Origin of the sequence: Paraburkholderia solitsugae (genome assembly GCF_013177695.1) — a bacterium.
GTDB classification, from domain to species: Bacteria; Pseudomonadota; Gammaproteobacteria; order Burkholderiales; family Burkholderiaceae; genus Paraburkholderia; species Paraburkholderia solitsugae.
In genome coordinates, this window is the sequence record NZ_WOEY01000018.1 from 145,592 (window position 1) to 171,335 (window position 25,744).

23 protein-coding genes are annotated in these 25,744 nt (G+C 62.1%); 15 read left to right on the forward strand and 8 right to left on the reverse strand.

Features of this window, described 5'->3' with window-relative positions; genetic code table 11:
* Positions 1 to 157: 157 nt before the first annotated feature.
* Together GNZ12_RS05010 and GNZ12_RS05015 are read left to right on the forward strand one after the other, a co-directional pair.
* Positions 158 to 1,195 (forward strand): LacI family DNA-binding transcriptional regulator, encoded by a 1,038-nt coding sequence (locus GNZ12_RS05010; RefSeq protein ID WP_172309306.1) that lies wholly within the window; start codon positions 158 to 160, stop codon positions 1,193 to 1,195.
* A 379-nt stretch (positions 1,196 to 1,574) separates the two neighbouring features.
* Positions 1,575 to 2,339 (forward strand): flagellar brake protein, encoded by a 765-nt coding sequence (locus GNZ12_RS05015; protein ID WP_172309307.1) that lies wholly within the window; start codon positions 1,575 to 1,577, stop codon positions 2,337 to 2,339.
* An 83-nt stretch (positions 2,340 to 2,422) separates the two neighbouring features.
* Here the strand turns inward: GNZ12_RS05015 and GNZ12_RS05020 are convergent, their stop codons facing one another.
* Both GNZ12_RS05020 and GNZ12_RS05025 read right to left on the reverse strand, forming a co-directional pair.
* A complete protein-coding gene (locus GNZ12_RS05020; RefSeq protein WP_172309308.1) occupies positions 2,423 to 2,989 on the reverse strand; it encodes an ureidoglycolate lyase in 567 nt (188 codons plus the stop codon).
* 47 nt (positions 2,990 to 3,036) lie between these two features.
* A complete protein-coding gene (locus tag GNZ12_RS05025) occupies positions 3,037 to 3,981 on the reverse strand; it encodes a LysR family transcriptional regulator (protein WP_172309309.1) in 945 nt (314 codons plus the stop codon).
* 298 nt (positions 3,982 to 4,279) lie between these two features.
* Between GNZ12_RS05025 and GNZ12_RS05030 the strand changes: the two genes are divergently transcribed.
* The 5 genes from GNZ12_RS05030 to GNZ12_RS05050 all read left to right on the forward strand — a co-directional run bounded on the left by GNZ12_RS05030 (position 4,280) and on the right by GNZ12_RS05050 (position 10,191).
* Positions 4,280 to 5,437, forward strand: a complete 1,158-nt coding sequence (locus GNZ12_RS05030) for a branched-chain amino acid ABC transporter substrate-binding protein (protein WP_172309310.1) — start codon at positions 4,280 to 4,282, stop codon at positions 5,435 to 5,437.
* A gap of 433 nt (positions 5,438 to 5,870) precedes the next feature.
* A complete protein-coding gene (locus GNZ12_RS05035; RefSeq protein ID WP_172309311.1) occupies positions 5,871 to 6,875 on the forward strand; it encodes a sugar ABC transporter substrate-binding protein in 1,005 nt (334 codons plus the stop codon).
* A gap of 256 nt (positions 6,876 to 7,131) precedes the next feature.
* Positions 7,132 to 8,118: an ABC transporter permease gene (locus GNZ12_RS05040; RefSeq protein ID WP_172309312.1), complete on the forward strand. Its 987-nt coding sequence runs from the start codon at positions 7,132 to 7,134 to the stop codon at positions 8,116 to 8,118.
* A gap of 18 nt (positions 8,119 to 8,136) precedes the next feature.
* The gene (locus GNZ12_RS05045) at positions 8,137 to 8,934 is read left to right on the forward strand and encodes an ATP-binding cassette domain-containing protein (RefSeq protein ID WP_172309313.1); all 798 of its coding nucleotides are present in this window, start codon (positions 8,137 to 8,139) and stop codon (positions 8,932 to 8,934) included.
* Between the two features lie 30 nt (positions 8,935 to 8,964).
* Positions 8,965 to 10,191: an ROK family transcriptional regulator gene (locus GNZ12_RS05050; protein WP_172309314.1), complete on the forward strand. Its 1,227-nt coding sequence runs from the start codon at positions 8,965 to 8,967 to the stop codon at positions 10,189 to 10,191.
* Positions 10,192 to 10,301: 110 nt separating this feature from the next.
* Here GNZ12_RS05050 and GNZ12_RS05055 read toward each other — a convergent pair whose 3' ends face one another.
* Entirely contained in the window at positions 10,302 to 13,382 is a 3,081-nt protein-coding gene (locus tag GNZ12_RS05055) for a transglycosylase domain-containing protein (RefSeq protein WP_172309315.1), read from the reverse strand.
* 196 nt (positions 13,383 to 13,578) lie between these two features.
* Positions 13,579 to 14,550 (reverse strand): LysR family transcriptional regulator, encoded by a 972-nt coding sequence (locus tag GNZ12_RS05060; RefSeq protein ID WP_172309316.1) that lies wholly within the window; start codon positions 14,548 to 14,550, stop codon positions 13,579 to 13,581.
* A 160-nt stretch (positions 14,551 to 14,710) separates the two neighbouring features.
* Here GNZ12_RS05060 and GNZ12_RS05065 point away from each other — a divergent pair, with 160 nt between their 5' ends.
* The 5 genes from GNZ12_RS05065 to GNZ12_RS05085 all read left to right on the forward strand — a co-directional run bounded on the left by GNZ12_RS05065 (position 14,711) and on the right by GNZ12_RS05085 (position 19,320).
* The gene (locus GNZ12_RS05065; RefSeq protein ID WP_172309317.1) at positions 14,711 to 15,643 is read left to right on the forward strand and encodes a dihydrodipicolinate synthase family protein; all 933 of its coding nucleotides are present in this window, start codon (positions 14,711 to 14,713) and stop codon (positions 15,641 to 15,643) included.
* A gap of 84 nt (positions 15,644 to 15,727) precedes the next feature.
* The gene (locus tag GNZ12_RS05070; RefSeq protein WP_172309318.1) at positions 15,728 to 16,297 is read left to right on the forward strand and encodes an RNA polymerase sigma factor; all 570 of its coding nucleotides are present in this window, start codon (positions 15,728 to 15,730) and stop codon (positions 16,295 to 16,297) included.
* Entirely contained in the window at positions 16,297 to 17,100 is an 804-nt protein-coding gene (locus GNZ12_RS05075) for an anti-sigma factor (protein WP_172309319.1), read from the forward strand. The genes GNZ12_RS05070 and GNZ12_RS05075 overlap by 1 nt, the downstream gene beginning before the upstream one ends.
* A 128-nt stretch (positions 17,101 to 17,228) precedes the next feature.
* Positions 17,229 to 18,530 (forward strand): NAD(P)/FAD-dependent oxidoreductase, encoded by a 1,302-nt coding sequence (locus tag GNZ12_RS05080; protein WP_172309320.1) that lies wholly within the window; start codon positions 17,229 to 17,231, stop codon positions 18,528 to 18,530.
* A 94-nt stretch (positions 18,531 to 18,624) separates the two neighbouring features.
* Positions 18,625 to 19,320 (forward strand): TetR family transcriptional regulator, encoded by a 696-nt coding sequence (locus GNZ12_RS05085; RefSeq protein ID WP_172309321.1) that lies wholly within the window; start codon positions 18,625 to 18,627, stop codon positions 19,318 to 19,320.
* A 101-nt stretch (positions 19,321 to 19,421) separates the two neighbouring features.
* On the opposite strand, the gene GNZ12_RS05090 is transcribed toward GNZ12_RS05085, so the two are convergent.
* From GNZ12_RS05090 to aroQ, 3 genes are all read right to left on the reverse strand, one after another.
* Positions 19,422 to 20,819 carry an MFS transporter gene (locus GNZ12_RS05090; RefSeq protein WP_172309322.1) on the reverse strand — a complete coding sequence of 466 codons (1,398 nt, stop codon included), beginning with the start codon at positions 20,817 to 20,819 and terminating at the stop codon, positions 19,422 to 19,424.
* A gap of 61 nt (positions 20,820 to 20,880) precedes the next feature.
* Complete coding sequence (locus GNZ12_RS05095; protein WP_172309323.1) at positions 20,881 to 21,783, reverse strand: shikimate dehydrogenase; 903 nt, start codon at positions 21,781 to 21,783, stop codon at positions 20,881 to 20,883.
* A complete protein-coding gene (gene aroQ / locus GNZ12_RS05100) occupies positions 21,780 to 22,235 on the reverse strand; it encodes a type II 3-dehydroquinate dehydratase (protein ID WP_172309324.1) in 456 nt (151 codons plus the stop codon). Before aroQ ends, GNZ12_RS05095 begins: the two co-directional genes overlap by 4 nt.
* A gap of 320 nt (positions 22,236 to 22,555) precedes the next feature.
* On the opposite strand from aroQ, the gene GNZ12_RS05105 reads away from it, so the two are divergent.
* From GNZ12_RS05105 to GNZ12_RS05115, 3 genes are all read left to right on the forward strand, one after another.
* Entirely contained in the window at positions 22,556 to 24,439 is a 1,884-nt protein-coding gene (locus tag GNZ12_RS05105; RefSeq protein WP_172309325.1) for a bifunctional sugar phosphate isomerase/epimerase/4-hydroxyphenylpyruvate dioxygenase family protein, read from the forward strand.
* Between the two features lie 204 nt (positions 24,440 to 24,643).
* Positions 24,644 to 24,976 (forward strand): hypothetical protein, encoded by a 333-nt coding sequence (locus tag GNZ12_RS05110; protein WP_172309326.1) that lies wholly within the window; start codon positions 24,644 to 24,646, stop codon positions 24,974 to 24,976.
* A gap of 155 nt (positions 24,977 to 25,131) precedes the next feature.
* A complete protein-coding gene (locus GNZ12_RS05115) occupies positions 25,132 to 25,392 on the forward strand; it encodes a hypothetical protein (RefSeq protein WP_172309327.1) in 261 nt (86 codons plus the stop codon).
* A 19-nt stretch (positions 25,393 to 25,411) separates the two neighbouring features.
* Here the strand turns inward: GNZ12_RS05115 and GNZ12_RS05120 are convergent, their stop codons facing one another.
* Positions 25,412 to 25,741: a hypothetical protein gene (locus tag GNZ12_RS05120; protein WP_028194912.1), complete on the reverse strand. Its 330-nt coding sequence runs from the start codon at positions 25,739 to 25,741 to the stop codon at positions 25,412 to 25,414.
* Positions 25,742 to 25,744: the final 3 nt, after the last annotated feature.

Genomic DNA, 25,744 nt, shown 5'->3' on the forward strand with positions numbered 1-25,744 from the left:
GAGATTAAGCGCTTAATCAGCAGGGCCGAAAAAAATCGATCGCATGCGATCGCTGGGCCTTGCCTGTCTCCGATATCGTTTTGTCTGTGCGGCAAATGGTGCCGCGCCTGAAGCTGCGATGCAAATGTCGGACAGTCATCCCAAATATTGAATAGCCATGCCAACCCTCAGCGAAGTCGCGCGTCATGCCGGCGTCACCCCTGCCACGGTATCGAACGTCTTGCGCAATCGCGGGCGAGTCGGCGCGACCACCCGCCAACGGGTGCTGGACGCCGTCGACGCGCTCGGCTACCGCCCGCATCTCGCCGCCCGTGCGCTCGCCGAAGGCCGCGCGCCGACACTGGCGTTGATGGTGTCGAGCATCGCCAATCCGTTCTATCCGGAGTTCGCGCTTGCCGTCGAACGCGCGGCGCGCAGCAGCGGCCACTTCGTGATTATCTGCAATACGAACGAAGATCCGCTGACCGGGCGCGCGTATCTCGACCAGATCGCCGGCACGCTTTCCGAGGGCGTGCTCGTGACAAATGCGAACCTCGATTTTGCGGACCTTCATGCGACCGAATCGCGCGGCACGCCCATAGTGTTGTGCATGTGGGAACGGCCCAATGAGCCGCCGGGGCTGCCGTGCGTCGCGGTCGATTTTCGTCTGGCAGGCGAGTTGGCCGGCACGCATCTGCTGGCGCTCGGCCACCGGCGGATCGGCGCGATTGTCGGCAGCAAGGCCTCGGGCATTCACGCGGCCCGTTATGAAGGATTTGTCGACGCAGTGCGTGCGGCCGGCGTGCCGAAGGGCCGGGTCAAGCATGCGCCCGACACGATACAAGGCGGCTATACCGCGGCGCGTGCGCTGCTGGAAGCCGATCCGACACTCACCGCGATCTTCGCGACCAACGATCTGCCGGCGCTCGGCGCGATGCACGCCGCCGCCGATCTCGGCTTGAGCGTACCGGGCGATCTGTCCGTGATCGGCATTACCGATATTCAACTGGCGCGCGAGTCGCGGCCCGCGTTGACGACGGTGGCTGTGCCGACCGTCGAAGTTGCCGACCTCGCGGTCGATCTGTTGCGTGAGTTGATCGAATCGTCGTATGGGCAAGCGGGTCGCCAACTCGCTGCTAGCGTGCCGATGCGGATTTCCTCGCCGCCTCAACTCGTCGTGCGCGCATCGACCGGCCCGGCGCGTCAGGCGCGTTGAATGATGCAGTGAAAATCGGCCTCGTTGAGTCCCCGCTTGACGCCAGGCATCGCTTCGTGTGACGCGCCGGTCGTAGTAGCGGCGTCGCCAGGCAGCGTGCCTGGCCTGGCTGCCACCCCTGTGTTCCTGTGGCCGTAACAGCATCGAGGACGTTACGTAGCGAACCCTACGTACGACCGCCCCCACCTCCCGGGCCTCCGCCCGCAAACGCCCGTATCAAGCGGTCCCACCGCAAAAACACCATTTCGATCAGTCCACCCATGCAGTTGGCACGGTCCCTGCAATCAGACAGGGAAAGGCCGAGCGCCGGCATGACTCACATGCCGCTTGCGCTCCCCCAACAGGCCAGGCCAAGGCCATAACAAGCATGGATACTCAAATGATTGCCGATCTTCTGCTGGACGCCGATGTCGCCGAACAGACCTTCGACGCAGACTCGACCTTCGCGCAGCGCCATCCCTTGCAAATCGCAGTTTGCCTGCGCAAGCTGATGGCCGGCCAGGACTTCGTGACGGTGGAATTCAACGGCCGCCAGATCGTTACGCAAGTGCTCGATGTCGATTCGCGCAATGCTCGCTTTATCTTCGACGCTGGCAGTGTGGAGATGGACAATTACGCGCTTCCGGCTGCGCGCCAGCTGATCTTCCGCAGTTTGCCAGGTGGCATTCGCACGGAGTTCACCACGCTCAACGCCAACCCGATCATGTTCGAAGAGCGCCCGGCTTTCGAGGCAGCCTTCCCCTCGCTCCTGTACTACGTTCAACGCCGCGAATTCTTCCGCGTGCAAACGCCCGTGCTGGATCCGTACATCGCTAGCGGACCGTATGTGGACGGCGGCTCGTTCCGGCTGGAACTGCAGGATCTTTCATTGGGCGGCGTGGCGTTGAACACCGCCGATGCGCGTTTCGGCTCACTTGAAAGCGGTACCGTATTGCGCGACGTCACGCTGCAACTCGGCAGCTTCGGCACGTTGCGGCTCGATCTGGAAATCGTCGCGCCGCGGCAATTGACGACGCCGAAGGGCGACCGGCGCTTCGTGATCGGCTGCAAGTTCGTGCAGACGCCGGGACCGGCCGAGCGGACCTTGCAGCGTGTCGTCACCCACCTCGAAACGAAGCGTCAAAGGCTCACGCCGCGCGGGTAAGTTCCTGCGGGTAAGTCCCTTCGGGCGCAAACTGCCTTGGAACCGCGTCGGATTCCACACCGGATGACTGAACCTCGGCACCTTCATTGAAGCGTCGACGCCTGTATGAGGGCGAGCGCGCCGACCAGCTGGTACGGCGGAATCTGCCGAATCGCGCTTTCGCCAGTGGGAGCGCCTGTAAGCAGATGGACTGCAAGCTCGAACGTCGTCGAGCGGCGCGTAAGCATGAGGCACGTCACCTCGCTCTGCAATGCACGCGTGGCGTGCCAGCAGCGCGGCCGCATGCAGATCCCCTCCCCGACAGGCACCTTGAAAGCGGCCAATGAATCAAGGTTCGGGTGCCCATCCGGTGTACTCGTCGCGACAATCTGCACGAGAGGTCCGGTCAGCGGCACCACGGCCTGCTCAGTCAGCCAATGCGCCTCGAGCTTCATCACCTCGGCTTCGCAATCGCGGTATCTGACCCACAGAATTTCAGGGTCTCCGGACAGTCCGGCATCGAACAGATGCTCACGCCAGAAATCGGAAGACGGGCTTGCAAACGAAGGCGCCGCGCTATCCTCCGGAAACGGTTTGCCTAACATCCATCCATAGGGTTCGAAAGCGCCGGCAGTAAGCGGTTGAATGGTCAGAGGCGTAGCAGTTGGCATCTCGGTTCAGGCCTTTGATAGTCGAAGAAGACTTCACGGGGTGCCACTCAATGAGGTGGCAGCGCTTCATCGGTGTCTGGAAAGAGCGCGATATCCGGACCGCTCTCCAGGCTGAACTCTCGCATGACCTTGAGCGCCAGATGCATGATCGACTCGCATAGCAAACTGTCCGGACTTCGCCGGAAGGATGCGAAAAGCGGGAGTTCCGGGACTCGATGAGTCACTTTCAGCAGTTGCAGATGACCGGACTCCAACTCGCGGGTCACGAAAGCTGTCGGCAGGACCGCAATGCCGAAACCGTCGAGTACGAGCCTGATAATCGCCGCGACCGAAGACACGCAGTTGATTTGCACGTGCGGCTCGCCGGCGGCTGCAAACAGGCCTGCTACAAACACATGCGGCGACGAATGACGGGCAAAGCTCACAATCGGGAAGCTCGCCAGTTCAGCTTCCGATAGTGCTTCAGCCGACAGATTCAGTGACGGACTCGCCACCCATCGCATCGGCAATGCGCCGAGCGAAACATTTTCCGCGTCAGCACCGGTTACAGCGGTGCTCAAAAAAGCGATATCCACGTTGCCATTAACCAGCTGCACGGACAGATTCGTCGAGGTGTCGCAGGTCAGCTCGATCGTCAGGTTCGGATATTCGTCCCGCACTCGCCGTAGCAACTCGGGAAGCCACGTATGCACGACGGATTCCATCACGCCGACCCGCAACAATCCGCTCACATGCGAGCGGTCGCTGACGCTTGCGAGCATGTCGTTCGTGAGTTTCAGAATCTGCTCAGCGAAGACTAGCGCTTTGGTCCCTTCCTGGGTCAGCTTGACGTCGCGCGGTCCCCGATCGAATAGACGCACGCCGAATTCCTGCTCGAGCGCAGATATCCGACTGGAAATTGCGGCCTGTGTCGCATGCAAGCGCTCCGCTGTCAGCCGGAAATTGCGCAGCTTTGCAAGCCATACAAACGTTTCTAGAAAACGGACATTCATCAGACACCTAGTATTGTCAACGGACGCACAATCAGGCTCCACGTATTGCGCCCGCGCAAACGGACAGCTGCAGTGCATTGGCAGAGTTTAGCGCCGCAAAATCAGGCCCGTGACAACAAAAACTGGCCACCTGGCGCAACTTTTTGTTGTGACCGTGGCGGCCCAACGCACAAAGGGCGGCCTACCGGGAAAGTCCTGGGGTCAATCAGATTTATCTATCGCCGGTCAATAAAATAAGTCGTTGGACGGAAGAATTTGGCGGTCGAACACTCATTGAACCGAAACCAAGGAGCCGCCCATGTCACCCTCGTTCAGTAAACTGAATCGGACGCTGCAAACGACCGCCGCTACGCTACTGCTTGGCGCAGGCAGCGCGAGCTTCGCCGCGGAGCCGGCCGTGGTCCTGATTGGTCATGCCGCGCCCTTGACAGGGCAACTCGCGCATATGGGCAAGGACAGCGAAAATGCGGCGAGGCTTGCCATCGACGAGATCAACAGCCAGCATCCGGTCATCGGCGGCCAGCCGGTCCATCTGCAACTCGATGCTCAGGACGACGCCGCCGACCCACGCACAGGGACTCAAGTCGCCCAGAAGCTCGTTGACGATGGCGTGGTCGCCGTGGTCGGCGATATCAACTCCGGGGTTTCGATCCCGGCCTCGAAGATCTACAGCGAGGCCGGCCTGGTGCAGATCTCGCAAGGCTCGACCAATCCCACCTATACCCTGCAAGGCTTCAAAACGACCTACCGCGTCGTCGCGACCGACGCACTGCAAGGGCCGGCACTGGCTCGCTACGCAGTCGACACCATGCACGCAAAGCGAATTGCAATCGTGGACGACTCAACCGCATATGGCCAGGGTCTCGCGCAAGAATTTGAAAAAGCGGCAAAAGCACGAGGCGCCGTTATCGTGACCCACGAAGCGACGACCGATAAAGCCGTCGACTTCCGAGCGATTCTGACGAAAATCAAGGGTCTGAAACCCGACGCAATCATGTATGGCGGCTCGGACGCAACGGCCGGCCCGCTGGCGAAACAGGCGGCTAACCTCGGCATCACCGCAAAGGTGCTGGGAGGCGACGGTGCCTGCACGGAGAACATGACGCAACTTGCCGGCAGCGCAATTGGCAACGTGACATGTTCAGAAGCCGGACTTGCCTTGTCAAAAATGCCAAAGGGTCAAGACTTTGACAAGCGATACGTGGCGCGCTTCAACACACCGATAGACGCCTACGCTCCGTTCACGTATGACGCCGTCTACGTTATCTATGACGCAATGAAGCGAGCGAATTCGACCGACCGATCGAAAATTCTCGCAGCGATGCCTGCGACGAGCTATGACGGCGTGATCGGGCACATTGCGTTTGACCCGCACGGCGACCTGCGGGACGCAGCGATCACGATCTACCAGTTTAAGGACAACAAGAAGACCGTGATGGATGTCATCAGAATGTGATCCGGCTGGAAGGGCCGGTTATTGCGTACATGGCATTACGCTCAGCCGCCACTGACTACCTTCGCGACGGCCGCCCACCCCGTCGCGAAAGATCACTTAAGACTTCAATTCGCTTACAAGCGAGCCAGGACTTTCCCGAAGTTCCGGGGCTCGACCTTGCATCGCACCACTCCCGCCAAACCCCGTCACGTAAGGCCCGCCGCCCTAGCGAGCGCTTCAGCGCGTCGACGTCTTCTCCGATCGTTTCCTTGACGAGCGTCTCCACGCCTGCTCTACTAAATCAACTAAAGTGATTTAAGCAGTCCACTTCGGGCTGCCCAGGAATCGCTACAGGTTCCAATCCAGATTGCGAACAGATTGCAAGCGCGCAGCGTTCGCGTGTGCAATCGCCCGCAGTTCACAACGTCGTTGCCAATAACCGGAGGAGCGTCCCATGAATCTGAATTCCCGCAGGCATCCTGTCGCCAGGAAAATCGTGTCGATGTGCGTTGCGGCATCGGCGGTGTGGTGTGCGAGCGCGAGCCAGGCGGCCGACCAGCCTGTCGTCGGCCTCATCACCAAGACGGACACCAACCCGTTCTTCGTGAAGATGAAAGAAGGTGCCGAAGCGGCTGCCGCAAAAGACGGCGCCAAGCTGCTCACCGCCGCCGGCAAGTTCGACGGCGACAACGCGAGCCAGGTCACCGCCATCGAAAACATGATGACGGCCGGCGCGAAAGCGATTCTGATCACACCGAGCGACACGAAGGCGATCGTGCCGAGCATCAGGAAAGCGCGCGCCGCCGGTGTGATGGTGGTCGCGCTCGACACGCCGACCGATCCGCAGGATGCCACGGACGCCCTCTTCGCCACCGACAACTTCAAAGCCGGCGTGCTGATCGGCAAGTACGCGAAAGCCGCGATGAACGGCAAGCCCGCGAAGATCGCTACGCTCGACTTAGCGCCCGGCGTTTCGGTCGGCGTGCTGCGTCATAACGGCTTCCTGGAAGGCTTCGGCGTGAAGGAAGGCGATCCGTCGATCGTCTGCAGCCAGGACACCCGCGGCGATCAGGCGAAGGGTCAGACGGCGATGGAGAACTGCCTGCAGAAATCGCCGGACATCAACGTGGTCTATACGATCAACGAACCGGCCGCAGCGGGTGCGTATCGCGCGCTCAAAGCGGCGGGCAAAGACAAGAGCGTGATGATCGTGTCCATTGACGGCGGCTGCGAAGGCGTACGCAATGTGAAGGCCGGCGCGATTGCCGCCACCTCGCAGCAGTATCCGTTGAAGATGGCCGCGCTCGGCGTGACGGCGGGCGTCGACTATGCGAAGACCGGCAAGAAGGTCTCCGGCTATCAGGACACGGGGGTGACCCTGATCACCGATAAGCCGATGTCCGGCATCGATAGCAAGGATACGAAGTTCGGCCTCGACAATTGCTGGGGCAACAAGTAACGCGTATTGAAAAGGCGGCCAACTGCGCTGGGCCGCCGGATTGCCGGATTGCCGGATTGCCGGATTGCCGGATTGCTGGATTGCTGGATTGCTGGATTGCTGGATTGCTGGATTGCTGGATTGCTGGATTGCTGGATTGCTGGATTGCTTCATTGCTTCATTGCTTCATTGCTTCATTGCTTCATTGCTAGATGGCCGGCCCCGCGTATTTGCCGCGTGGCCAGCCCGCCCCGCTCATGCATCGAGGACACCTATCATGTCGACCCCTTCCGCGCCTGCTGCCCACTCGCGCACCTTCGCCGACCGCCTGCCGTCGCTCGCTGAAATCGGACCGCTGATCGCCCTGCTGCTGGCCTGCGGCTTCTTCATTTCACAGAGCAACCGGTTCCTGTCGTTCCAGAACCTCTCGCTGATCCTGCAACAGACGATGGTGGTCGCCACGATCGCAATCGGCCAGACGCTGATCGTGCTGACGGGCGGGATCGATCTGTCGTGCGGGATGGTGATGGCGTTCGGCTCGATCATCATGACCAAATTCGCGGTCACGCTCGGCGTGCCGCCCGTTCTCGCGATTCTGTGCGGTGTCGCCGCAAGCACGCTGTTCGGCGCGCTCAATGGCGTGCTGATCACGCGGATCAAATTGCCGGCCTTTATCGTCACGCTGGGCACACTGAATATTGCGTTCGCGCTCACGCAGATCTATTCGAACGCGGAAAGCGTCTCGAACCTGCCGGACGCGATCATGTTCCTCGGCAACACGTTCAAGTTCGGCCCCGCCGATGTCACCTACGGCACGGTCCTCACACTGCTGATGTATGCGGCGACGTGGTTCGTCTTACGCGACACCGTGCCCGGCCGGCATTTGTATGCGCTCGGCAATAACCCCGAAGCCGCTCGCCTGATGGGCCTCTCCTCGCAAAAGATTTTGCTCACCGTGTATTCGCTGGCCGGTGCGATCTACGGCATCGCCGCGCTGTTGTCGGTATCGCGCACCGGGGTCGGCGACCCGCAGGCTGGGCAAACCGAGAACCTCGACAGTATTACCGCGGTGGTGCTGGGCGGCACGAGTCTGTTCGGCGGACGCGGCTCGATTATGGGCACGCTGCTCGGCGCGCTGATTGTTGGCGTGTTCCGCAATGGCTTGACGTTGATCGGCGTCTCGTCGGTCTACCAGGTGTTGATCACCGGCATGCTCGTGATTCTCGCGGTAGCCGCGGACAAACTGTCCCATCGTCGCGGTTGAGCCCTAAAGGAGCCTGTCATGTCGACATCTACTTCTGCTTCCACCGTGATGCCCGTTCTGCAGGCACGCGGACTCGTCAAACGCTACGGCAGCGTCACCGCGCTCGACGGCTGCGATTTCGAAGTGCTGCCCGGCGAGATTCTCGCTGTGATCGGCGATAACGGCGCGGGCAAGTCGTCGTTGATCAAGGCGCTTTCGGGCGCCACCGTCCCCGATGAAGGCGAAATCCTGCTCGACGGCAAACCGGTCAAATTCCGCAGCCCGTTGGATGCACGCGCTCAAGGCATCGAGACTGTGTACCAGGAGCTCGCGGTGGCGCCCGCGATGAGCATCGCCGAAAACCTGTTTCTCGCCCGTGAGCTCGTCAAACCGGGTTGGCGTGGTTCGATCTTCAAGATGATCGACAAGCGCCGCATGCTCGACGAAGCCACCGCGCACATGAAGGATCTGCAAATCGGCATCCGTTCAATGCGCCAGGCGGTCGAAACGCTCTCCGGCGGCCAGCGTCAAGGCGTGGCCGTAGCACGCAGCGCGGCGTTCGCGCGGCATGTGGTGATTCTCGACGAGCCCACCGCCGCACTCGGTGTCAAGGAAGGCAACATGGTGCTCGAACTGATCCGCCGCGTGCGCGAGCGCGGACTGCCGGTGATCCTGATCAGCCACAACATGCCGCACGTGTTCGAAGTCGCGGACCGCATTCATATCCAGCGGCTTGGCCGGCGTGCCGCGGTGGTGAACACCAAAGACATCCATATGTCAGAGGCCGTGGCGATCATGACGGGCGCGAAGGAAGCGGACGTCAAGGCGATTGCATGATGCCTGCATCCCGCTGAGGGGCACACGACGATGGAAACCACCGGTACACGTTCCCCCCTCAAACGCACGGTCGGCTCGAACCAGGTCGGCATGCGGCAATTCAACGAACGGATCGTCCTGCAGACGATCCGTCTGCATGGGCCGCTGCCGAAAGCCGAGGTGGGCCGTCTCACGCGTCTGTCGATGCAGACCGTGTCGATGATCGTCGACCGTCTGATCGACGACGGCCTGCTCGAGAAGCAGGCGCGCGTGCGCGGCCGCATCGGTCAACCCTCGGTGCCGATCGCATTGCGTGCCGACGGCGCGTACACCATCGGCATCAAGGTGGGACGCCGTAGTCTCGACGTGCTGGCAATGGATTTCGCGGGCCACGTCGTGTGCCGCGACGTATTCGAGTATGCCTATCCCGATCCGCGCACGCTATTCCCGGCGCTCGACAGCAAACTGGCGCGCGTAAATCAGACGCTCGGCGCGAGGGCGAACAAAGTGGTTGGCGTGGGCGTGGCGGCGCCGTTGTGGCTCGGCGGCTGGCGCGACTTTCTCGGCGCGCCGCAGGAAGCGCTGGACGCTTGGCACGAGATCGATTTGCGTACCCGTATCGCGGCGATGACGGGCTTGCCTGTCGAGTTCGCCAAAGACACCACCGCCGCCTGCGCCGCCGAACTCGTGATGGGCCAAGGGCGCGGGATTCACAATTTTCTCTATCTGTTCGTCGGCACCTTTATCGGCGGTGGTCTGGTGATCGACGGCCGTTTGCATGGCGGGCCGCATGACAACGCAGGCGCTGTCGGTTCGATTCCGTTGAGAGACGGCAGCGCGCGCAAGCCGGCGCGGCAACTGCTGCACGCAGCATCGGGTTTCGTTCTGGAACAGTTGTTGATCGACGCGGGCGCGCCGGCTGCCGCCGCGCATGATCATCGCGCGTTGTCGCCTGAACTGTGGCGGCAGACCGAACAATGGCTCGATACCGCGTGTCCCGCGATCGCCAATGCGTTGACCAACGCGGCTGCCCTGCTCGACCTGGAAGCGGTGGTGATCGACGGCGAGCTCGACCGGCAACTGGTGCGCGAAATCATTCGGCGCACCGAGCGCGTGCTCGATCGCTTCGAATGGGAAGGCATGGTGCGCCCGCAACTGCTGGAAGGCACCATCGGCGCCGATGCGCGGGCCATGGGTGGTGCGATTCTGCCGCTATACGCGCATTTCGCGCCCGTGCACGAACTTTTTCTTAAGCCGGCGACGGACGCGGGCTATTAGGCGTCGAGACGCTTCGGTTTCCTGTTGTGCACGGGTCCGCAGCGAGCGCACCCTCGCCCATGAAGCTTGCACGGCGCTCATACAGTCATTGCCCGTGGCTCACCAACTGCTCATTGTGCCGCCACCTTCGCTACAGAAGCAGTTTTAGCAGGCGGGTTTTGCAGCAACGGCTGCAGTACCGGCGCCAACGACTTCAGCAACTGCACCGAGAGTGCGCTGGTGAACTCGTAATGGGCCGCATATGGCTCATGCACCCAGGCGGTCAGCGTGCCGTAGAAGCGGTCTCCCATCACAAACACGAAGGTTGCGCTGCGGTTCACCTTGCGCGACTCGATCAGGCGCGCGCCTTTGGCCCACACGTTGAAGCGCTGATCGCCGGTGCCGGTCTTGCCGTAAATCTCAAGTGTCTGACCATCGGGGAACGTCATACCCTGGGCGAGACGCTTAGCCGTACCGCCTAATACAACATCGCGCAACAGCCCCCTGACAACCCCGGCGATCTCTGGCGACAACTGCTGCTGCGGCGCCACCGCCGCGCGCTGGAAATGCGTTTCGTACGGCGTGTTTTGCGCGAAGTCGAGTTGCGTGAGGCTTTCGGTCGGCACCTTATTGCCGCCGTTGGCAATCACGCCGATCAGTTGCGCGAGCGCGGCCGGCCGGTCGCCGGATGCGCCAATCGCCGCAGCATACGACGGCGTAAGCGTCGCGAACGGATAGCCAAGGGCCTGCCACGACTTGCCGATCGCATCGTACGCGCGCAGTTCGACCATCCGCTTGATACGGCGATCCTGGGTGGCGTGATAGCGCGTCTTGAAGAGCCAGGAATACGTCGACAGACGCACGTCGCGGCTCGCGTTTTCGATCTGGTCGAGCGTCGCGTCGGGATGGCTGCGCAGATAGTTGAGGGTCCACAGTTCCAGCGGATGCACGCTCGAAATGTAGCCGCGGTCGTTCAGATTAAAGCGGTCGATCGCATACTTGTCGTATAGGTTCCCCAGATCCTCATCGTCCAGCATGGAGGCCGCCGGCGTGTTCTTCAACGCGGCACGCATCTTCGCGTTGAACCACGCATTCGATTCGTCCGGTGCGACGCTGCGCAACACCGTCGCCACTTTAGGCGGCGATTTGCGCACGCCTAGCAGCAGCAAGGCCAACTGCTGCTCGGGTGCTTTGCCGTGGTACTTCGTGTAAAAACGATTCATGTACACGCGGCTTTCCTGATCCGCGAAACGCGTGAGATACATCTTGCGGATTGCTGGATCGCCCAACCATTGCGACGATGGTCCGGTGGTCTGCACCATCTCGTAGTGGACGATATCGCGCATCAGCCGCACGAACACCAGATTCACTGAATGCTGGAAGGCGCGGTGCACGGTCAGAATGCGGCTGTTGTCGTCGGAATCGAAGTTATTGAAGGACTGCGCGCCGCCGCCCGTATAGAACGTTTCGCCCGGGCTCGCCGAGTATTTACGCTCCACCGCCGCATCGAGCATGGCTTGCAGCGAGCGATCCGAGGTATGCGTCAGATAATCGAGCGCCCAGCGCGTAAGCTGATCGTTCGGATCGGGCTTCACAGCTTTCAGCTCCGCTGTGCTCATTGAACCATAACGCGCATGCAGGTCGGAGACGATCTGCAAATACGTCACGACGGTACGCATTTTCGCGGTCGATCCGAGATTCAGCCGCGCGCCGGAGTTGATGTCGAATGGCTGGTTGACGCTGTCGGTTTGCACCCGCACGAGGTTCGCGCCGTCACGCCGTTCGAACAGCGTGAAGCTATAGGCAATTTTCGACGGATCGTCGGCGGGGCGCAGCATTTCATAGCCGACGATCCCGGCGGCTTGCGCGCCATCGCGCGTCGCGGCGGCGGCGAGGCGATCACTCACGGCCTGCTGCACGGCGTTGTTGAGCGTGCCCGTTGCCTGCAAGTCGAGCCGGTCGAGTTCATAGAAACTCGGAATGCCGAGCGCCGCCAACAGATGCGAGCGCATCGACGTCACGGCCTTGCGCGACACGAACGAGTCCGCGTTCTGCGTTTTTTTCGGCGCGTGGCGTAGATCCACCTGCGCGGACAGCGCGGCATCGCGCAGCGGAATCGAAATGACACCACCGGTCGCGAGCAGCCGTAAATAGCTATCCGTCAGACGTTCAAGTTCGGTATAGCCGTGATTCAGCAAATACGATGGCGCACGCTGCGCGATCATCAGTGAGAGCACCTGGCGAAACGCCTCGCCCTGCTCCGCGAGATTCTCTTCTGTCGACGGCGCTTTGAGAATGCGGTTGACGTCGTTGAAATCGCGACCGTACCAGGCGGCCAGACCGTCGCCGATCCCGTTGATTTCGCCGATACCCGGTTGCGCGGCAAGCGGCACCGAGTTGAGATAGTGGACGACGATCTGCTGGCGCGCGGGCATGGTTTGCGGGCCATTCAGATAGGCGCGTACCGAGGCCGATGCGATCTGCCGCAATTTTTCCGGCGGCGTTGCCGTGCGCCCGTCCGCCGAGTGGCGAAACTTCTCGATTTGCGTAGCCAGCGTGCTGCCGCCGGGCGTCGACTGATGCCGGTTGAACACGCGCGCGCCCTGGTCGACTAGCGCGCGGCTAAAGCGTCCCCAGTCGATCGCCGGATTGCGGTTCGGCTGATCCGGATCGAGCAGATAGCGGTCTTCGATAAACAGCAGCGAATTGACTACTAGTGGCGGGATCGAATCGAAACTGTCATAAACGCGGCCTGGAAACTGTGCACCAAAGAGCGGCGCGCCGGTTCCATCGAAGAGTTGCAGCCCCGCCTGATCTTTTTCGGCGTAGGGAATAAATAGACCGTTATCGGCCAGCGACAGCATCCGTTCGGAATCGCGCGACTGTGCGCTGATTTCAAACCCGCGTTCGAGCAATCGTTTCTGGAACGACGGCAGCAACGCGTAGCCGAGCCGGCTATCGTAGGGGCCTTTGTCTGCTTGAGGAAAGCGGATGGAATGACTTGGACCGTTCTCGACGGAGAAACCTACATCGCGCGTAAGTTCGGAGAGATAGCGCGCCTGCAGTCGCGACGTTTCGATCTCGACCTGCATAAAGCGGGCCGCCAAAGCCAGCGCGAGCAGAAACGCCGCTGCCAGCCCCCATTTGAGCCACTTCCTGACGGGCGCCGTGCCAGTCGTGCGAAGCGGTAACCGAACCAGTGGCCGATTCATGGCTGCTCTCCCCGAGCGTGCGCCATGCTCTTCAATTCGGCGCACCTTCGATCAAGTGTAGCGCGGAAAACGAGCATGCAATCGGTTCGGATTTACCCGAGAGTGTCGCCGCAGCAACACCCCATCGCAAGACATGGCAGAGCGCCGCTTGGCGTGAGATATTGGATGTCTTTCGTAAGTCGAAAAACTGCTAGTTTCAGGCAGTTTTTTGCTTCCGCATCACCTGACTCCCCGCCTGCTCCACCTTTCGTCCTCGCAACAACGCAATGAATTGCTCAGCCGGCGGCGACAGCACGCCGCCTTTGCGCGTGACCACGCCGAAGGTTTGCGAAGGCGACTTCAGTTTGACCGGCACGAGACGCAACATTTTTTGCCGGGCGAACAACGCCGCGATCGCGGTCGGCAAAAGTGAAACCAGATCGACACTGTTTTGCAGTAATGCGACTGTCACAAAGGTGGAGGCGGTCGAGATCGGGTTGTCCGGCATCTCGAGCCCCGCCAGATCCATCTCGCGTTCGAGCAACGCGTGCAAGGGCATATGCGACGGATACATCACCCAGCGGTGACCGGCCAGATCACGCAGTGTCACTTCCTTCCTGGCCAAGGACGGATGCTCATAACCCACCACCACGGATAACGGCTCGTCATCGAGCGGATGGTAGTGATATTTCGACGGATCGGCGGCGACTGCCGCACGGCCGATCACCAGATCGAGCCGGCCTTCGTCGAGCTGCAGCAGCATGCGCGCGCTCGTGTCTTCCACCACTTCGATCGACAGGCCCGGCTGCCCGGCATGCAGATCATTCAGCGCCGGCACCACGCATTCGGGAATCGCGCCCATGATCGCCCCGATCGCGAGACGGCCGCCGCGCCCCGAGCGTATCTCGGCGACGTCCTGGCACAGCGCAGTGAGGTCGGTCGCCACGAGCCGCGCGTAGCGGATCACGCAGTGGCCGAGCTGGTTCGGAATCATGCCGCTCTTCGAACGCTCGAAGAGCGGCGCCTCGAGCATCGACTCCAGCTCCTGTAACGCCTTGCTCGCAGCCGATTGCGTCATCGACATCGCGCCGGCTGCTTTGTGCAGCGACGTGTGGTCGTCGAGCGCGATCAGCAATTGCAGCTGCTTCATGCGCAGTCTCGACAGCAGAACGTTCAGGGTGTCTTTCATGGCTTGCCGCGAACCCAGGGGGTGAGTCGCAAAAGCGATCACAAGATGGAAACTATTCAATATACCCGCCACGCACGCCGCCGTATAGTCGGCGACGGAGACATTCAAAAACCCACGCCTCATCGCGTCATCCCCTCACCTCAGCACAACGCACATCGCCATGACCCAAACACCCAACCCTGCTCCATTGCGCGGCGTGTTCCCCGTCGCACCGACCATCTTCGACGAGGCCGGCCGTCTCGACCTGGAAGGCCAGAAACGCTGCATCGATTTCATGATCGACGCGGGTTCCAACGGCCTGTGCATTCTGGCGAACTTCTCCGAGCAATTCGCGCTATCCGACGACGAGCGCAACACGCTGATGCACCTGGTGCTCGAACACGTCGCCGGGCGCGTGCCGGTGATCGTCACGACCACGCATTTCAGCTCGCATCTGTGCGCTGAACGCAGCCGCAGCGCGCAAGCTGCGGGCGCCGCGATGGTGATGATCATGCCGCCGTACCACGGCGCAACGATCCGTATTGGCGAGCGCGGCATCGATGAGTTCTATCGCACGGTGTCCGATGCCATCGGGATTCCGATCATGATCCAGGATGCGCCGGTGAGTGGCACCGCGCTATCCGCACCGTTTCTCGCGCGCATGGCCCGTGAACTGGAGAACGTTGCGTACTTCAAGATCGAAGTGCCGCAGGCGGCGAACAAGCTGCGCGAGCTGATCGAACTAGGCGGCGAAGCCGTGGTGGGTCCGTGGGATGGCGAAGAAGCGATCACGCTGATGGCCGATCTCGATGCGGGCGCAACCGGTTCGATGACCGGTGGCGGCTACCCGGACGGCATCCGGTTGATCGTCGACGCCTATGCGGCCGGCGACACCGAAGCGGCCGCCGCCCACTATCAGGAATGGCTGCCGCTCATCAACTACGAAAACCGCCAGGGCGGCCTCGCATCGTGCAAAGCTTTGATGAAAGAAGGCGGTGTGATTCGATCGGACGCGGTGCGCCATCCATTGCCGCCGATGCATCCGGTCACGCGTGCAGGCTTGCTGAAAGTCGCGCGGCGGCTCGATCCGCTGGTGTTGCGCTGGGGTGTCTAAGGCAGCCCGCTGGGGGGAAAACCACATATAAGGCCGGGAAGAAAGTGCGTAACATAGGCTCGCACGCTCACCACACCACTTCCCATGACCGCCAATCCTCGAGAACTGACGCCGGAAGCCCTCGCCGAGTTGCTCGAACGCATAGCCAAGGAAGACGCTGCGGCACTGCGCGAGCTATATGATCTCGCTGCCCCGAAACTGTTTGGCCTTGCGCTTCGTATATTGAGCAAGCACGAGTGGGCCGAAGAAGTCTTGCAGGACAGCTTCGTCAATATCTGGCGTTTTGCCGGCGATTACCGCCGGGCACTGTCCGCCCCGATGACGTGGATGTCGGCGATCGTCCGGAACCGTGCGCTCGATCACCTGCGGCGGGTGAGCAAGCAGGAAACAGAATGGAGCGATGTGTTGGACGATCTTGTGGCAAGCGGCGATCCGGATCCCGAAGCGCTGACCGCGGTCAGCCTGCAAGCACGTCTGCTGGCCGGCTGCATGCAGCAACTGGACCCGGCGCAGCGTCAGGCGGTTGCGCTCGCCTACCTGCGAGATCAGAGCCATAGCGAGATTGCCGACGTTCTGACCGTGCCGCTCGGCACAGTCAAATCCTGGATCCGGCGCGGCCTTGCCAAGCTGAAAACCTGCCTGGGAGGTGAGTGATGAATCTCCATCGCTATCCTCAGCTGGTCGATATGCTGGCCGCCGAATATGTGCTCGGCACACTGCGTGGCGGCGCGCGGCGCCGCTTCCAACAGTACGCGGACCACGATACGGTGATTCGTCAGGCCGTTGAAGCATGGCAGCGGCGGATCTCGCCTCTGGCCGAACTCGCGGAACCGCGCATGCCGCCGGCCGCCGTGTGGGGTGCCATCGAGCGGCGTCTCGGCCTGAGCTCGGCACGTGAGGCGGCACGCCAAGCCACACACCCCCGCACCGTGGTCGAAAAACCCGCGCGTCCGTCCGGCAGCCTCTTCGATAACCTCGCGTTCTGGCGTGGCTGGGCAATCGGCGTGACCGGGTTCGCCGCAGTCGCCGTGGTGGTCGCCGTGCGCTCGCTGTTGCCGTCCGGTGTGACGCCTGCCACGGCGCCAACCGTCGCGCAACAGCCGCAAACACCCGAAGCGGCCGTTTCGCATGTCGCGGTGCTGAATGACAAGGAAGCGCATCCGGTCATGCTGGTGGCGTGGGACGAAGCCCACGCCACCATGACGCTGCACCCGCTCGGCAAGGTCGACTTGCCGGCCGGGCGGGCGATGGAGTTGTGGGGCATTCCGGCCAATGGCCATCCAGTGTCGCTCGGCATGCTGCCGGACAGCGCCAACGGCAAGGTCACGGCCGGTCAGCAAAAGCCTGAGCGCTACGCAGCGCTGGCAGTCTCGATCGAAGCGCCGGGCGGCTCGCCCGATCACAATGCGCCTACAGGTCCGGTGGTGTTCAGCGGCAAGCTGCTGCCGGTGTCCTGAACCGGTCCAGCAGCGGACAAGGCCGGCATCCGTTTTTTGCGGATGCCGGCCTTCTGTTTAACCGATCTGAAGTGCAAGCATTGTCAGATGGCTGGACGCGGGCGCGCCGTTGCCGCTACCCTAGCTGTATGCAAAGCTATTACGAATCCACCGTGACCCGCTCTGACGGGCGCCCGTCCGCTTACGCGCCGCTAACCGGCCGGCGCAGCGTCAACGTCTGCATCATTGGCGGCGGCCTCGCGGGTTTGTCCACAGCGTTGGGACTCGCCGAGCGCGGCGTCACCGACGTCGCCGTCCTCGAAGCCGAGGAGGTGGGCTTCGGCGCCTCCGGCCGCAACGGCGGATTCGTGTTCGGCGGCTACAGCCTCGATTGCGCGGATCTGCTGAAAACCCTTGGGCCGGCCCGCGCGCGCGAACTCTACACGCTGACAACCGACGCCGTCGATCTGATGAGGAAGCGTATCCGTCGCTATCGCATCGATTGCGACGTGACCGATGCCGGCGTGATCCTCGCCAACTGGTTCGACGAACCGGCAAGGCTCGACACGCAACGGCGCTTGATGCGGGATTCGTTCGGTGTCGAGTGGGAACCCATGGCGGCTGCGGAGCTTGCCTCGCAACTGAAGACGAACCGTTATCACGGCGGCCTGTTCGAGCGCAACGCATTCCACTTTCATCCGCTGAAATATGTGCTCGGCGTCGCGAGTGCCGCGGCTAACGCGGGCGTGCAGATTCACGAGAAATCGCCCGTTGTGCGCTTGCAGCTCGAAGGCTCGGATTTCGTGGTGCATACACCGCACGGCACGCTCGAAGCGCGCCACGTCGTGATGGCCGGCGGCGGCTATGCGCGCAACGTCTACCCACGGGTCGAACGCGCGGTGTTGCCGATCGCCACCTACGTGATGGCCACCGAGCCGCTCGGCGCACGCCTGAAAGACGCGATGGACACCCGCGCGGCTGTCTACGACACGCGCTTCGCCTTCGACTACTACCGCCCGCTGCCCGACACTCGCATCCTGTGGGGCGGCCGCATCTCGGTTCGCGACCGCGCCCCTGAGATCATCGCGCGGCTGTTGCGGCGCGATCTGCTGAAGGTCTATCCGCAATTGCACGACGTGCGTATCGAGCACGCCTGGGGCGGCCTGATGAGCTACGCGCGGCACAAGATGCCGCAAATCGGCCGCAGCACGGACGGCATCTGGTACGCGGTCGGCTTCGGCGGGCACGGCATGGCGCCCACCACCGTCTCGGGCGAATTGCTGGCGGCGGCCATCTCCGGCGAACGGCCGGTGCCCGACGCGTTCGCGGCCTTCGGCCTGACGCCCACCTACGGCGCGCTCGGTCTCGCGGCCGCGCAACTCACCTATACCGCCATGCAGACGCGCGACGCACTCGCCGCCCGGCGCCCCTCGAACCGGTCGACGCCGTGACGCGATTCAATACGCAGACGCTTATGCCGGAGACCCGCTCCAGAGGCTGGTTTGGCCATGCTAGAATGCGCCGTCACTGCCGCTCGAAACCACAATGAAAAAGGGAAGCAAGGCCGCCGAGCCTGATACCACCGGCATCGCGTCCAACGCCTCGCGTACCGACGCCCGACGCAAGTACGATCCCGAACAGACGAAGCGCAACATTCTCGACGTCGCGACCCAGGAGTTCTCCGCGATGGGACTGACGGGTGCGCGCGTCGACGCGATCGCGGAGCGCACGAACACCACCAAGCGCATGCTGTACTACTACTTCGGCAGCAAGGAAGGGTTGTACCAGGCCGTGCTGGAAAAAGTGTACGGCGACATTCGCGCACTGGAACAGGATCTGCACGTCAGCGAACTCGATCCGATCGAGGGCATGCGCGCGCTGGTCGAGTTCACGTTCGACTATCACGACCGCCAGCGCGACTTCGTGCGCCTCGTGACGATCGAGAACATTCACGGCGCGAAGTACGTCGAGCAGGTGAAGTCCTTCAAAGGCCGCAACGTCACCGTCATTCATACGATCGAAGATCTGCTCTCACGCGGCATCGCGGCGGGACTGTTCCGCAGCGACGTCGACGCGATCGACCTGCACCTGATGATCAGCTCGCTGTGCTTTCACCGCGTCGGCAATCGCCATACCTTCGGTACGGCGTTCGGCCGCGATCCGTCGCACCCGCGCCTGCGTGCGCGTCATCGCGCGATGATCGTCGACGCCGTGCTGCGTTTCGTGCGCAAGGAAGACTGAGGCAAGACTGCAATAAAAGAAGGGGGACGTGGCATCACCACGTCCCCCTTCTCTATTCCATCAGGCCGAACCGATCGGGCTATTTCACCAACGCGTGCGGTTCAATCCACCAGCACGATCCGCTTGATATCGCCGACGATAAAGATGTAAGACAGCGCGCCGATCAATGCGAGCGCGCCGATGAACACCAGCGCACCGACAAACGAGCCGGTTGCCGCGACGATGAAACCCACCACCAACGGCGTCACGATGCCGGCCAGATTGGCGGCAAAGTTGAAGATGCCGCCGGTCACACCAAGCAGGCCGTCGGGCGCGATGTCCGACACCAGCGTCCAGCCCAGCGCCGCCATGCCCTGCGCGAAAAACGCCACTGACAGAATCGCGATCACCACCACGTTGCTCTCGACATAGTTGGCCAAAATAATCGTCGACGCGAGCAGCAGGCCGGCAATGATCGGCAGTTTGCGCGCCACGTTCGGTGACTTGCCGCGTCGCAGCAGCCAGTCGGAGAAGATGCCGCCGAACATCACACCGATCGACGCGGCAATGAACGGCATGATCGCGAAGAAGCCGATCTTCAGCCAGGCCATATGGCGTTCGGTGGCGAGATACGTCGGGAACCAGGTGAGGAAGAACACCAGCGTCGAGTTACTGGCGAACTGGCCGAGGCAGATGCCGGCCAACTGACGATGCTTGAGCAGGCGTCCGATGGTGCGCCATTCGAAGCCACCCTTTCCCGTAGCAGTCGCGGCGCCAGCTGCACCCGCTGCCGCCGGTGCGCCGGAGAGATCTGCGTCCTTCTTCCCGTGCGTCAGACCGCCGCCTGCTTCGATGTAGTCGAGTTCCGCCTGATTGACTGTCGGATGATCGTGCGGCTCGCGATAGAACACCCACCAGATCAGGCCGAACACGAGGCCCACGCCGCCCACCACGTAGAACAACGAACGCCAGCCGAACGCGCCCATCAGCATGAACAGAAACGGACTGAAAAACGCGAGGCCGATGTATTCGCCGACCGTGTAAGTGCCGGTCGCCATCGCGCGTTCGCTCTGCGGAAACCAGGTGGCCACCACCCGGCTATTGGTCGGGAAGCACGGCGCTTCCGCGACGCCGAGGCCGAGCCGGAACACGAACAACGCGCCGATGCCGTGCACGAGACCTTGCGCCAGCGTGAACAGCGACCAGAAGGTCATCGAGAGGAAATACGTCACCCTGCTGCCGAAACGGTCGAGAAACAGGCCGCCCGGAATCTGCGAAGCCACATAGCTCCAGGAGAACACGGAGAACAGCAGCCCCATGAGCGCGGCGTTGATGCCGAGTTCCTTCGTCAACTGCGGCGCCGCGATGCCGAGCACCGTGCGGTCCAGATAGTTGATCATCGTACCGATTGCTAGCAGCGAGAGAATCTGATAGCGGGCTTTCGAACGGCGCACGGTGCTCGCCGTGGCATTCGGCTGGGGCGTTGCGTCGGCGGGGGGCGATTGAATGGGTTGTGGCATGGCGTCTCTGTCTCCTCGGTCTGGTTGTGTACCAGTTGTGTACGGCTCGCGTGCTACCGGTTTAGCGTTGCAACAAGGACTGGAAATGCGTGTAAACGCGCTCGGCGTCGGGCTCGAGACCCGTGAAGATTCGCATCGCGTCGACCGCCTGATACACCGCCATGCCGCCGCCGCTCAGCGTGCGGCAGCCGAGCGCTTCGGCGGCCTGCAACAGTGCGGTGCGAATCGGGAAATAGACAATGTCCGCTACCCACAAACCGCGGTGCAGCAATTCGACCGGCAACGGCAAGCCCGGCAATTTCGCCATCCCTGTGGGCGTGGCATGAATCAGGCCGTTAGCGGCCACGAGCGATTCATGGAGCGATTCCGTGAGCGAACTGCCGGCGGTCACGGTGGAGGCGGGGAAACGCTTCTGCAATTCCGCAGCGAGCGATGCGGCGCGCGCGGGGTCCACGTCGAACAGCGTAAGCGTTTGCGCACCCATCGTCAGCGCGGCATGCGCGACTGCCGCCCCCGCGCCGCCCGCGCCCAGTTGCACGAGGCGCTCGAGCGACACGTCCGGCAAGCCGCGTTGAAACGCGCGCGCGAAACCGGACCAATCGGTGTTGTGGCCGATACGTTTGCCGTCCTTGAATAGAACCGTGTTGACCGCGCCGAGCGCGCGCGCGTCGTCGGACAGTTCGTCGAGCAGCGGGATCACGGCTTGCTTGCACGGGTACGTGATGTTCAGCCCGTTGTAGCCCATACGCTCGGCGGCAACGAGTAAATCGGGGAGCGCCGTGATGTCCAGCTTCAACGCTTCCAGATCGATGCGGCGGTACACATAGTGCAGGCCGAGCTTGCTGCCCTCTTCCTCATGCATCGCGGGGCTGAGCGATCCGCCGATGCCCGCGCCGATCAGGCCGACGAGAAAGGATTTTGCGCTCGCTTGAGTGTTCGCTTGTTCGTTCGCTTGTTCGTTCATTTTGCCGCCCTATTCTTAAGGATGGTCGCCATCCGCTCCAGCGCGAGCACATAGCCCTGCGTACCGCAGCCGACGATGATCGCCTCGGCCACCGCCGACACGTACGAGTGATGCCGGAACGCTTCACGGCGATGCACGTTTGAAATGTGCACTTCGATGACGGGCTTTTCGATGGCGGTGAGCGCGTCGGCAATCGCCACCGAGGTATGCGTGTAAGCCGCAGGATTGATCACGATGCCGTCGACCTTGCTGCGCGCCGCATGCAGCCAGTCGATGAGTTGATGCTCGGCGTTCGATTGACAGAAGTCGACCGCCAGATCCAGCCGATCGCCCGCGTCGCGGCAAAGTTTCGCGACGTCGTCGAGCGTTTCCGAGCCATAGATGGTCGGCTCACGCGTGCCGAGCAGGTTGAGATTCGGTCCGTTGAGGACCAGCACAGATGCAAAACTCATAATGACTACTCCTGCAAAAGTAAGACATAAAGCGGGCCACAGCACGCGCCGCAGCTCTACAACGTGAATGCAGTGTGCGCGCATTGGCCGCAATCGTCATTCGGGGTTTATACGAATTTGTACCATCTAGTTAGTTTGTATAAACTGTCGAAAATTGCGGTTAATGTTGGCGTTTTCAGTCCGCCTCTTGCTGGTTGCGGGTAACTGGCTAGACCATTTTGCGCATTGCAATATGGCGGACCGCAAGGTGCGCGGACGCGGCAAGGCGGCCGTTTCGCGCCCTCCCAACAGCTGCTTCATTGTTTTTTCAGGAGTCGTTCATGCAACGTTCGATTGCCACCGTGTCGATCAGCGGGACCCTCGTCGAAAAGCTGACCGCCATCCAGGCGGCGGGCTTCGAAGGCGTCGAGATCTTTGAGAACGACCTGCTGTATTTCGACGGCTCGCCCGCCGAGGTGCGGCGCATCGCCGAGGATCTCGGGCTGAAAATCATGCTGTTCCAGCCGTTCCGCGATTTCGACGGGGTGAGCCCGGAGCGCCTCGAGCGCAATCTGGATCGGGCGAAGCGCAAGTTCGACGTGATGCACGAACTGGGGACGGACCGGATTCTGGTGTGCAGCAACGTCTCGCCCGACACCATCGGCGACGATTCGCTGATGACCGACCAGTTGGGCGCGTTGGCCCGCGCGGCCGAAGCAGCCGGCGTGATCGCCGGTTATGAGGCACTCGCGTGGGGCAAGCACGTGAAAACCTACCGCCATGCGTGGAAGCTCGTCAACGCGGTGAACCATCCGAATCTCGGGCTCGTGCTCGACAGCTTTCATACGCTGTCGCTAAACGATACGGTGGACGCGATCGCCGACATTCCAGGCGAACGCATCGCCTTCGTGCAAATCGCCGACGCGCCGAAGCTGGCCATGGACGTGCTCGAATGGAGCCGCCACTACCGCTGTTTTCCGGGCCAGGGCGATTTCGATCTGGCGGGCTTCACCGCGCAGGTCGTGAAAACCGGTTACACAGGGCCGCTGTCGCTCGAAATTTTCAACGACGGCTTTCGCGCCGCACCGACCACCATCACCGCGGCGGACGGCCATCGCTCGCTGCTCTTCCTCGAGGAACAGACGCGCGCGCTGCTCGAGTCCACGCAGCAGCCTGTCGGCCAGCTCTATCAATCGCCCGCCGCGCCCGCGCATGTCGGCTATCAGTTTCTCGAGTTCGCGGTCGACCACACCACCCGCGCGCATCTTGTCGACTGGCTCGGCAAGCTGCGCTTTCGCCAGGCCGGCCAGCATCGTTCGAAAGATGTGACGCTGTTTCAGCACGGCGCGGCATCGATCGTGCTGAACGCCGAACCGGATTCATTCGCCAACGCCTTCTTCCAGCAGCATGGTTTGTCGCTGTGCGCGTCGGCATTTCGCGTGGATGACGCCAATCAGGCGTTCGAGCGCGCCGCCGGGTTCGGCTATGCCCCGTTCTCGGGCCAGATCGGCCCGAACGAACGCGTGCTGCCGGCTGTGCAGGCGCCCGACGGGAGCCTGAACTATTTCGTCGACGAGACGCCGGACCAGCCCACCCTGTTCGAAGCCGATTTCGTCCTCACCGACGTCAACGGTCCGACTGAAGTGGGGCCGCTCACGCGCATCGACCACGTCTGCCTGTCGGTGCCGGCGCCGTCGCTGGATACGTGGGTGCTGTTCCTGCGGACCGCGCTCGGCTTCCAGGCCGAGCCGGGCGTACTGGTGCCCGACCCGTACGGGCTGGTGCGCAGCCGCGCGCTGCGCAGTCATGACGGGTCGGTGCGCATCGTATTGAACGCGTCGGTGGACCATCACACGGCGGTGGCTGAGGCATTGCACACATACCACGGCTCGGGCCTGAACCACGTCGCGTTCAGCACAGGCGACATTTTCAGCGCGGTTCCCGAATTCGTCGCCGACGGTCTGCCGGTGCTGCGCATCCCGCGCAATTACTACGACGACCTCGAGGCTCGCTATGCGCTGCCGGACGAGACGCTCGAGGCGCTGCGCGCGCACAATATCCTGTATGACCGCGATGAACGCGGCGGCGAGTTCTTCCACGCGTACACCGAACAACTGGATCAGCGGTTTTTTCTGGAGATTGTCGAACGGCGCGGTGGCTACGAGGGCTATGGCGCGGCCAATGCGGCTGTGCGGCTCGCCGCGCAGGCCCAGCGCCGCAAATAGGCGTTCGGCCTGCCACGCGGGAAGACGGCGGCAGGCGGCCTGCTGCCCGTCGATTCGGGCGGATCGGGCACGGCCCGTGCTTCATCGGGTCAAGCGGGCGCGCCGCGCCGATATAATGGCGGTTGATCCGCGGCCCGGTGCCGCGCGCGCTGCCCCATGCGGGCGTCCCGCGCCCCGTCGTCCGAATGAAACGCCAGGAGAGATATGAAGAAGTTTGCCGTAGTCCTGTCAGTGCCCCTGCTTCTCAGCGCTTGCGCGTACTTCCAGAAAAATCCGGATGCCGGCGAACCCGTCATCGACACCACGACGCAGCGCTCGGTCAACGACGTGGTCGCCTGCCTGACGCAAGTGGCGACCAGCCACAATGACGCGTTCAAGTCGACCGACATCCCGCAAGGCCAGATGCTCGACTTCGGCGATTCGAATATCGTCAAGGTGCGCAGCGACAATGGCGCGACGACTTATCGCTTCTACGCGGGCAAGCGCCACGTGAGCAATCTGTGGATTGAATCGGCGAGCAAAACCTGCGCGCCGTAAGGTAAGCAAAGGTAATAATCGACCAAGTGTAACTGTCGGTAACTTGTTCCGGCGCAATCATAGTGTCACGGTGTTACATCACAATGGATCTTAAGAATCGTTTAAGACTTCGTCCGCATGATCCACCCGACACTATCCCGCACAAGGTGCGCTCCATGAACCAGCCCGATCACAACACGAATGAGACGACGGCACCGGCAAAGCGGCCCACAATTCTGCGCCGCCTGCTGAGCCACCACGAACTGGCAACGCTGCTGCTGTTGTTGCACGCGCCGATCGACGCATCCGCGAAACCCGAGATTCCACAGCTTCACGAAGCCGGCCTGATCGAAACGGTTGCCGGCCACGAAGGCGCCTCGCATATCCGTCTGACGCCCGAAGGCAATGCAGTGTTGCGCGGGCTTGGCGTGAAATAAGGCGAATCTTGCGGTTTCATTACGCCTGCCAGACGCCGTACCCCGCCTCGCGCAGTCCAATCGCCAATTCCACCTCCATATCCTGTGCGCCTCGGTAAGGCATGGGATTGAACACTTCATACAATTCGGGCAAGAGGCGCAGGCCGTAATCGCGCACATAGCGATTTGCCTGAATGCCGGCCTTGTGCCGGTCGAATCTCAGATCCGGGTCCAGTCCCGTCATTCCCACGTAGACGCACGGTTTGTCGAACCGGTAATCCGGATTCGCGCGGCGAAAGCGCGCCTCATTCCAGACCGTGTCGTCGAGTGCGACAACGTAGACGTAGTAATGATGCTTGCGACGAACCATGTG

Excerpts from the sequence above, each read along its gene's own strand:
- GNZ12_RS05010 (WP_172309306.1), top strand. The coding sequence starts at position 158 with ATGCCAACCCTCAGCGAAGTCGCGCGTCATGCCGGCGTCACCCCTGCC.
- GNZ12_RS05015 (WP_172309307.1), top strand. The coding sequence starts at position 1,575 with ATGATTGCCGATCTTCTGCTGGACGCCGATGTCGCCGAACAGACCTTC.
- GNZ12_RS05020 (WP_172309308.1), bottom strand. The coding sequence starts at position 2,989 with ATGCCAACTGCTACGCCTCTGACCATTCAACCGCTTACTGCCGGCGCT.
- GNZ12_RS05025 (WP_172309309.1), bottom strand. The coding sequence starts at position 3,981 with ATGAATGTCCGTTTTCTAGAAACGTTTGTATGGCTTGCAAAGCTGCGC.
- GNZ12_RS05030 (WP_172309310.1), top strand. The coding sequence starts at position 4,280 with ATGTCACCCTCGTTCAGTAAACTGAATCGGACGCTGCAAACGACCGCC.
- GNZ12_RS05035 (WP_172309311.1), top strand. The coding sequence starts at position 5,871 with ATGAATCTGAATTCCCGCAGGCATCCTGTCGCCAGGAAAATCGTGTCG.
- GNZ12_RS05040 (WP_172309312.1), top strand. The coding sequence starts at position 7,132 with ATGTCGACCCCTTCCGCGCCTGCTGCCCACTCGCGCACCTTCGCCGAC.
- GNZ12_RS05045 (WP_172309313.1), top strand. The coding sequence starts at position 8,137 with ATGTCGACATCTACTTCTGCTTCCACCGTGATGCCCGTTCTGCAGGCA.
- GNZ12_RS05050 (WP_172309314.1), top strand. The coding sequence starts at position 8,965 with ATGGAAACCACCGGTACACGTTCCCCCCTCAAACGCACGGTCGGCTCG.
- GNZ12_RS05055 (WP_172309315.1), bottom strand. The coding sequence starts at position 13,382 with ATGAATCGGCCACTGGTTCGGTTACCGCTTCGCACGACTGGCACGGCG.
- GNZ12_RS05060 (WP_172309316.1), bottom strand. The coding sequence starts at position 14,550 with ATGAAAGACACCCTGAACGTTCTGCTGTCGAGACTGCGCATGAAGCAG.
- GNZ12_RS05065 (WP_172309317.1), top strand. The coding sequence starts at position 14,711 with ATGACCCAAACACCCAACCCTGCTCCATTGCGCGGCGTGTTCCCCGTC.
- GNZ12_RS05070 (WP_172309318.1), top strand. The coding sequence starts at position 15,728 with ATGACCGCCAATCCTCGAGAACTGACGCCGGAAGCCCTCGCCGAGTTG.
- GNZ12_RS05075 (WP_172309319.1), top strand. The coding sequence starts at position 16,297 with ATGAATCTCCATCGCTATCCTCAGCTGGTCGATATGCTGGCCGCCGAA.
- GNZ12_RS05080 (WP_172309320.1), top strand. The coding sequence starts at position 17,229 with ATGCAAAGCTATTACGAATCCACCGTGACCCGCTCTGACGGGCGCCCG.
- GNZ12_RS05085 (WP_172309321.1), top strand. The coding sequence starts at position 18,625 with ATGAAAAAGGGAAGCAAGGCCGCCGAGCCTGATACCACCGGCATCGCG.
- GNZ12_RS05090 (WP_172309322.1), bottom strand. The coding sequence starts at position 20,819 with ATGCCACAACCCATTCAATCGCCCCCCGCCGACGCAACGCCCCAGCCG.
- GNZ12_RS05095 (WP_172309323.1), bottom strand. The coding sequence starts at position 21,783 with ATGAACGAACAAGCGAACGAACAAGCGAACACTCAAGCGAGCGCAAAA.
- aroQ (WP_172309324.1), bottom strand. The coding sequence starts at position 22,235 with ATGAGTTTTGCATCTGTGCTGGTCCTCAACGGACCGAATCTCAACCTG.
- GNZ12_RS05105 (WP_172309325.1), top strand. The coding sequence starts at position 22,556 with ATGCAACGTTCGATTGCCACCGTGTCGATCAGCGGGACCCTCGTCGAA.
- GNZ12_RS05110 (WP_172309326.1), top strand. The coding sequence starts at position 24,644 with ATGAAGAAGTTTGCCGTAGTCCTGTCAGTGCCCCTGCTTCTCAGCGCT.
- GNZ12_RS05115 (WP_172309327.1), top strand. The coding sequence starts at position 25,132 with ATGAACCAGCCCGATCACAACACGAATGAGACGACGGCACCGGCAAAG.
- GNZ12_RS05120 (WP_028194912.1), bottom strand. The coding sequence starts at position 25,741 with ATGGTTCGTCGCAAGCATCATTACTACGTCTACGTTGTCGCACTCGAC.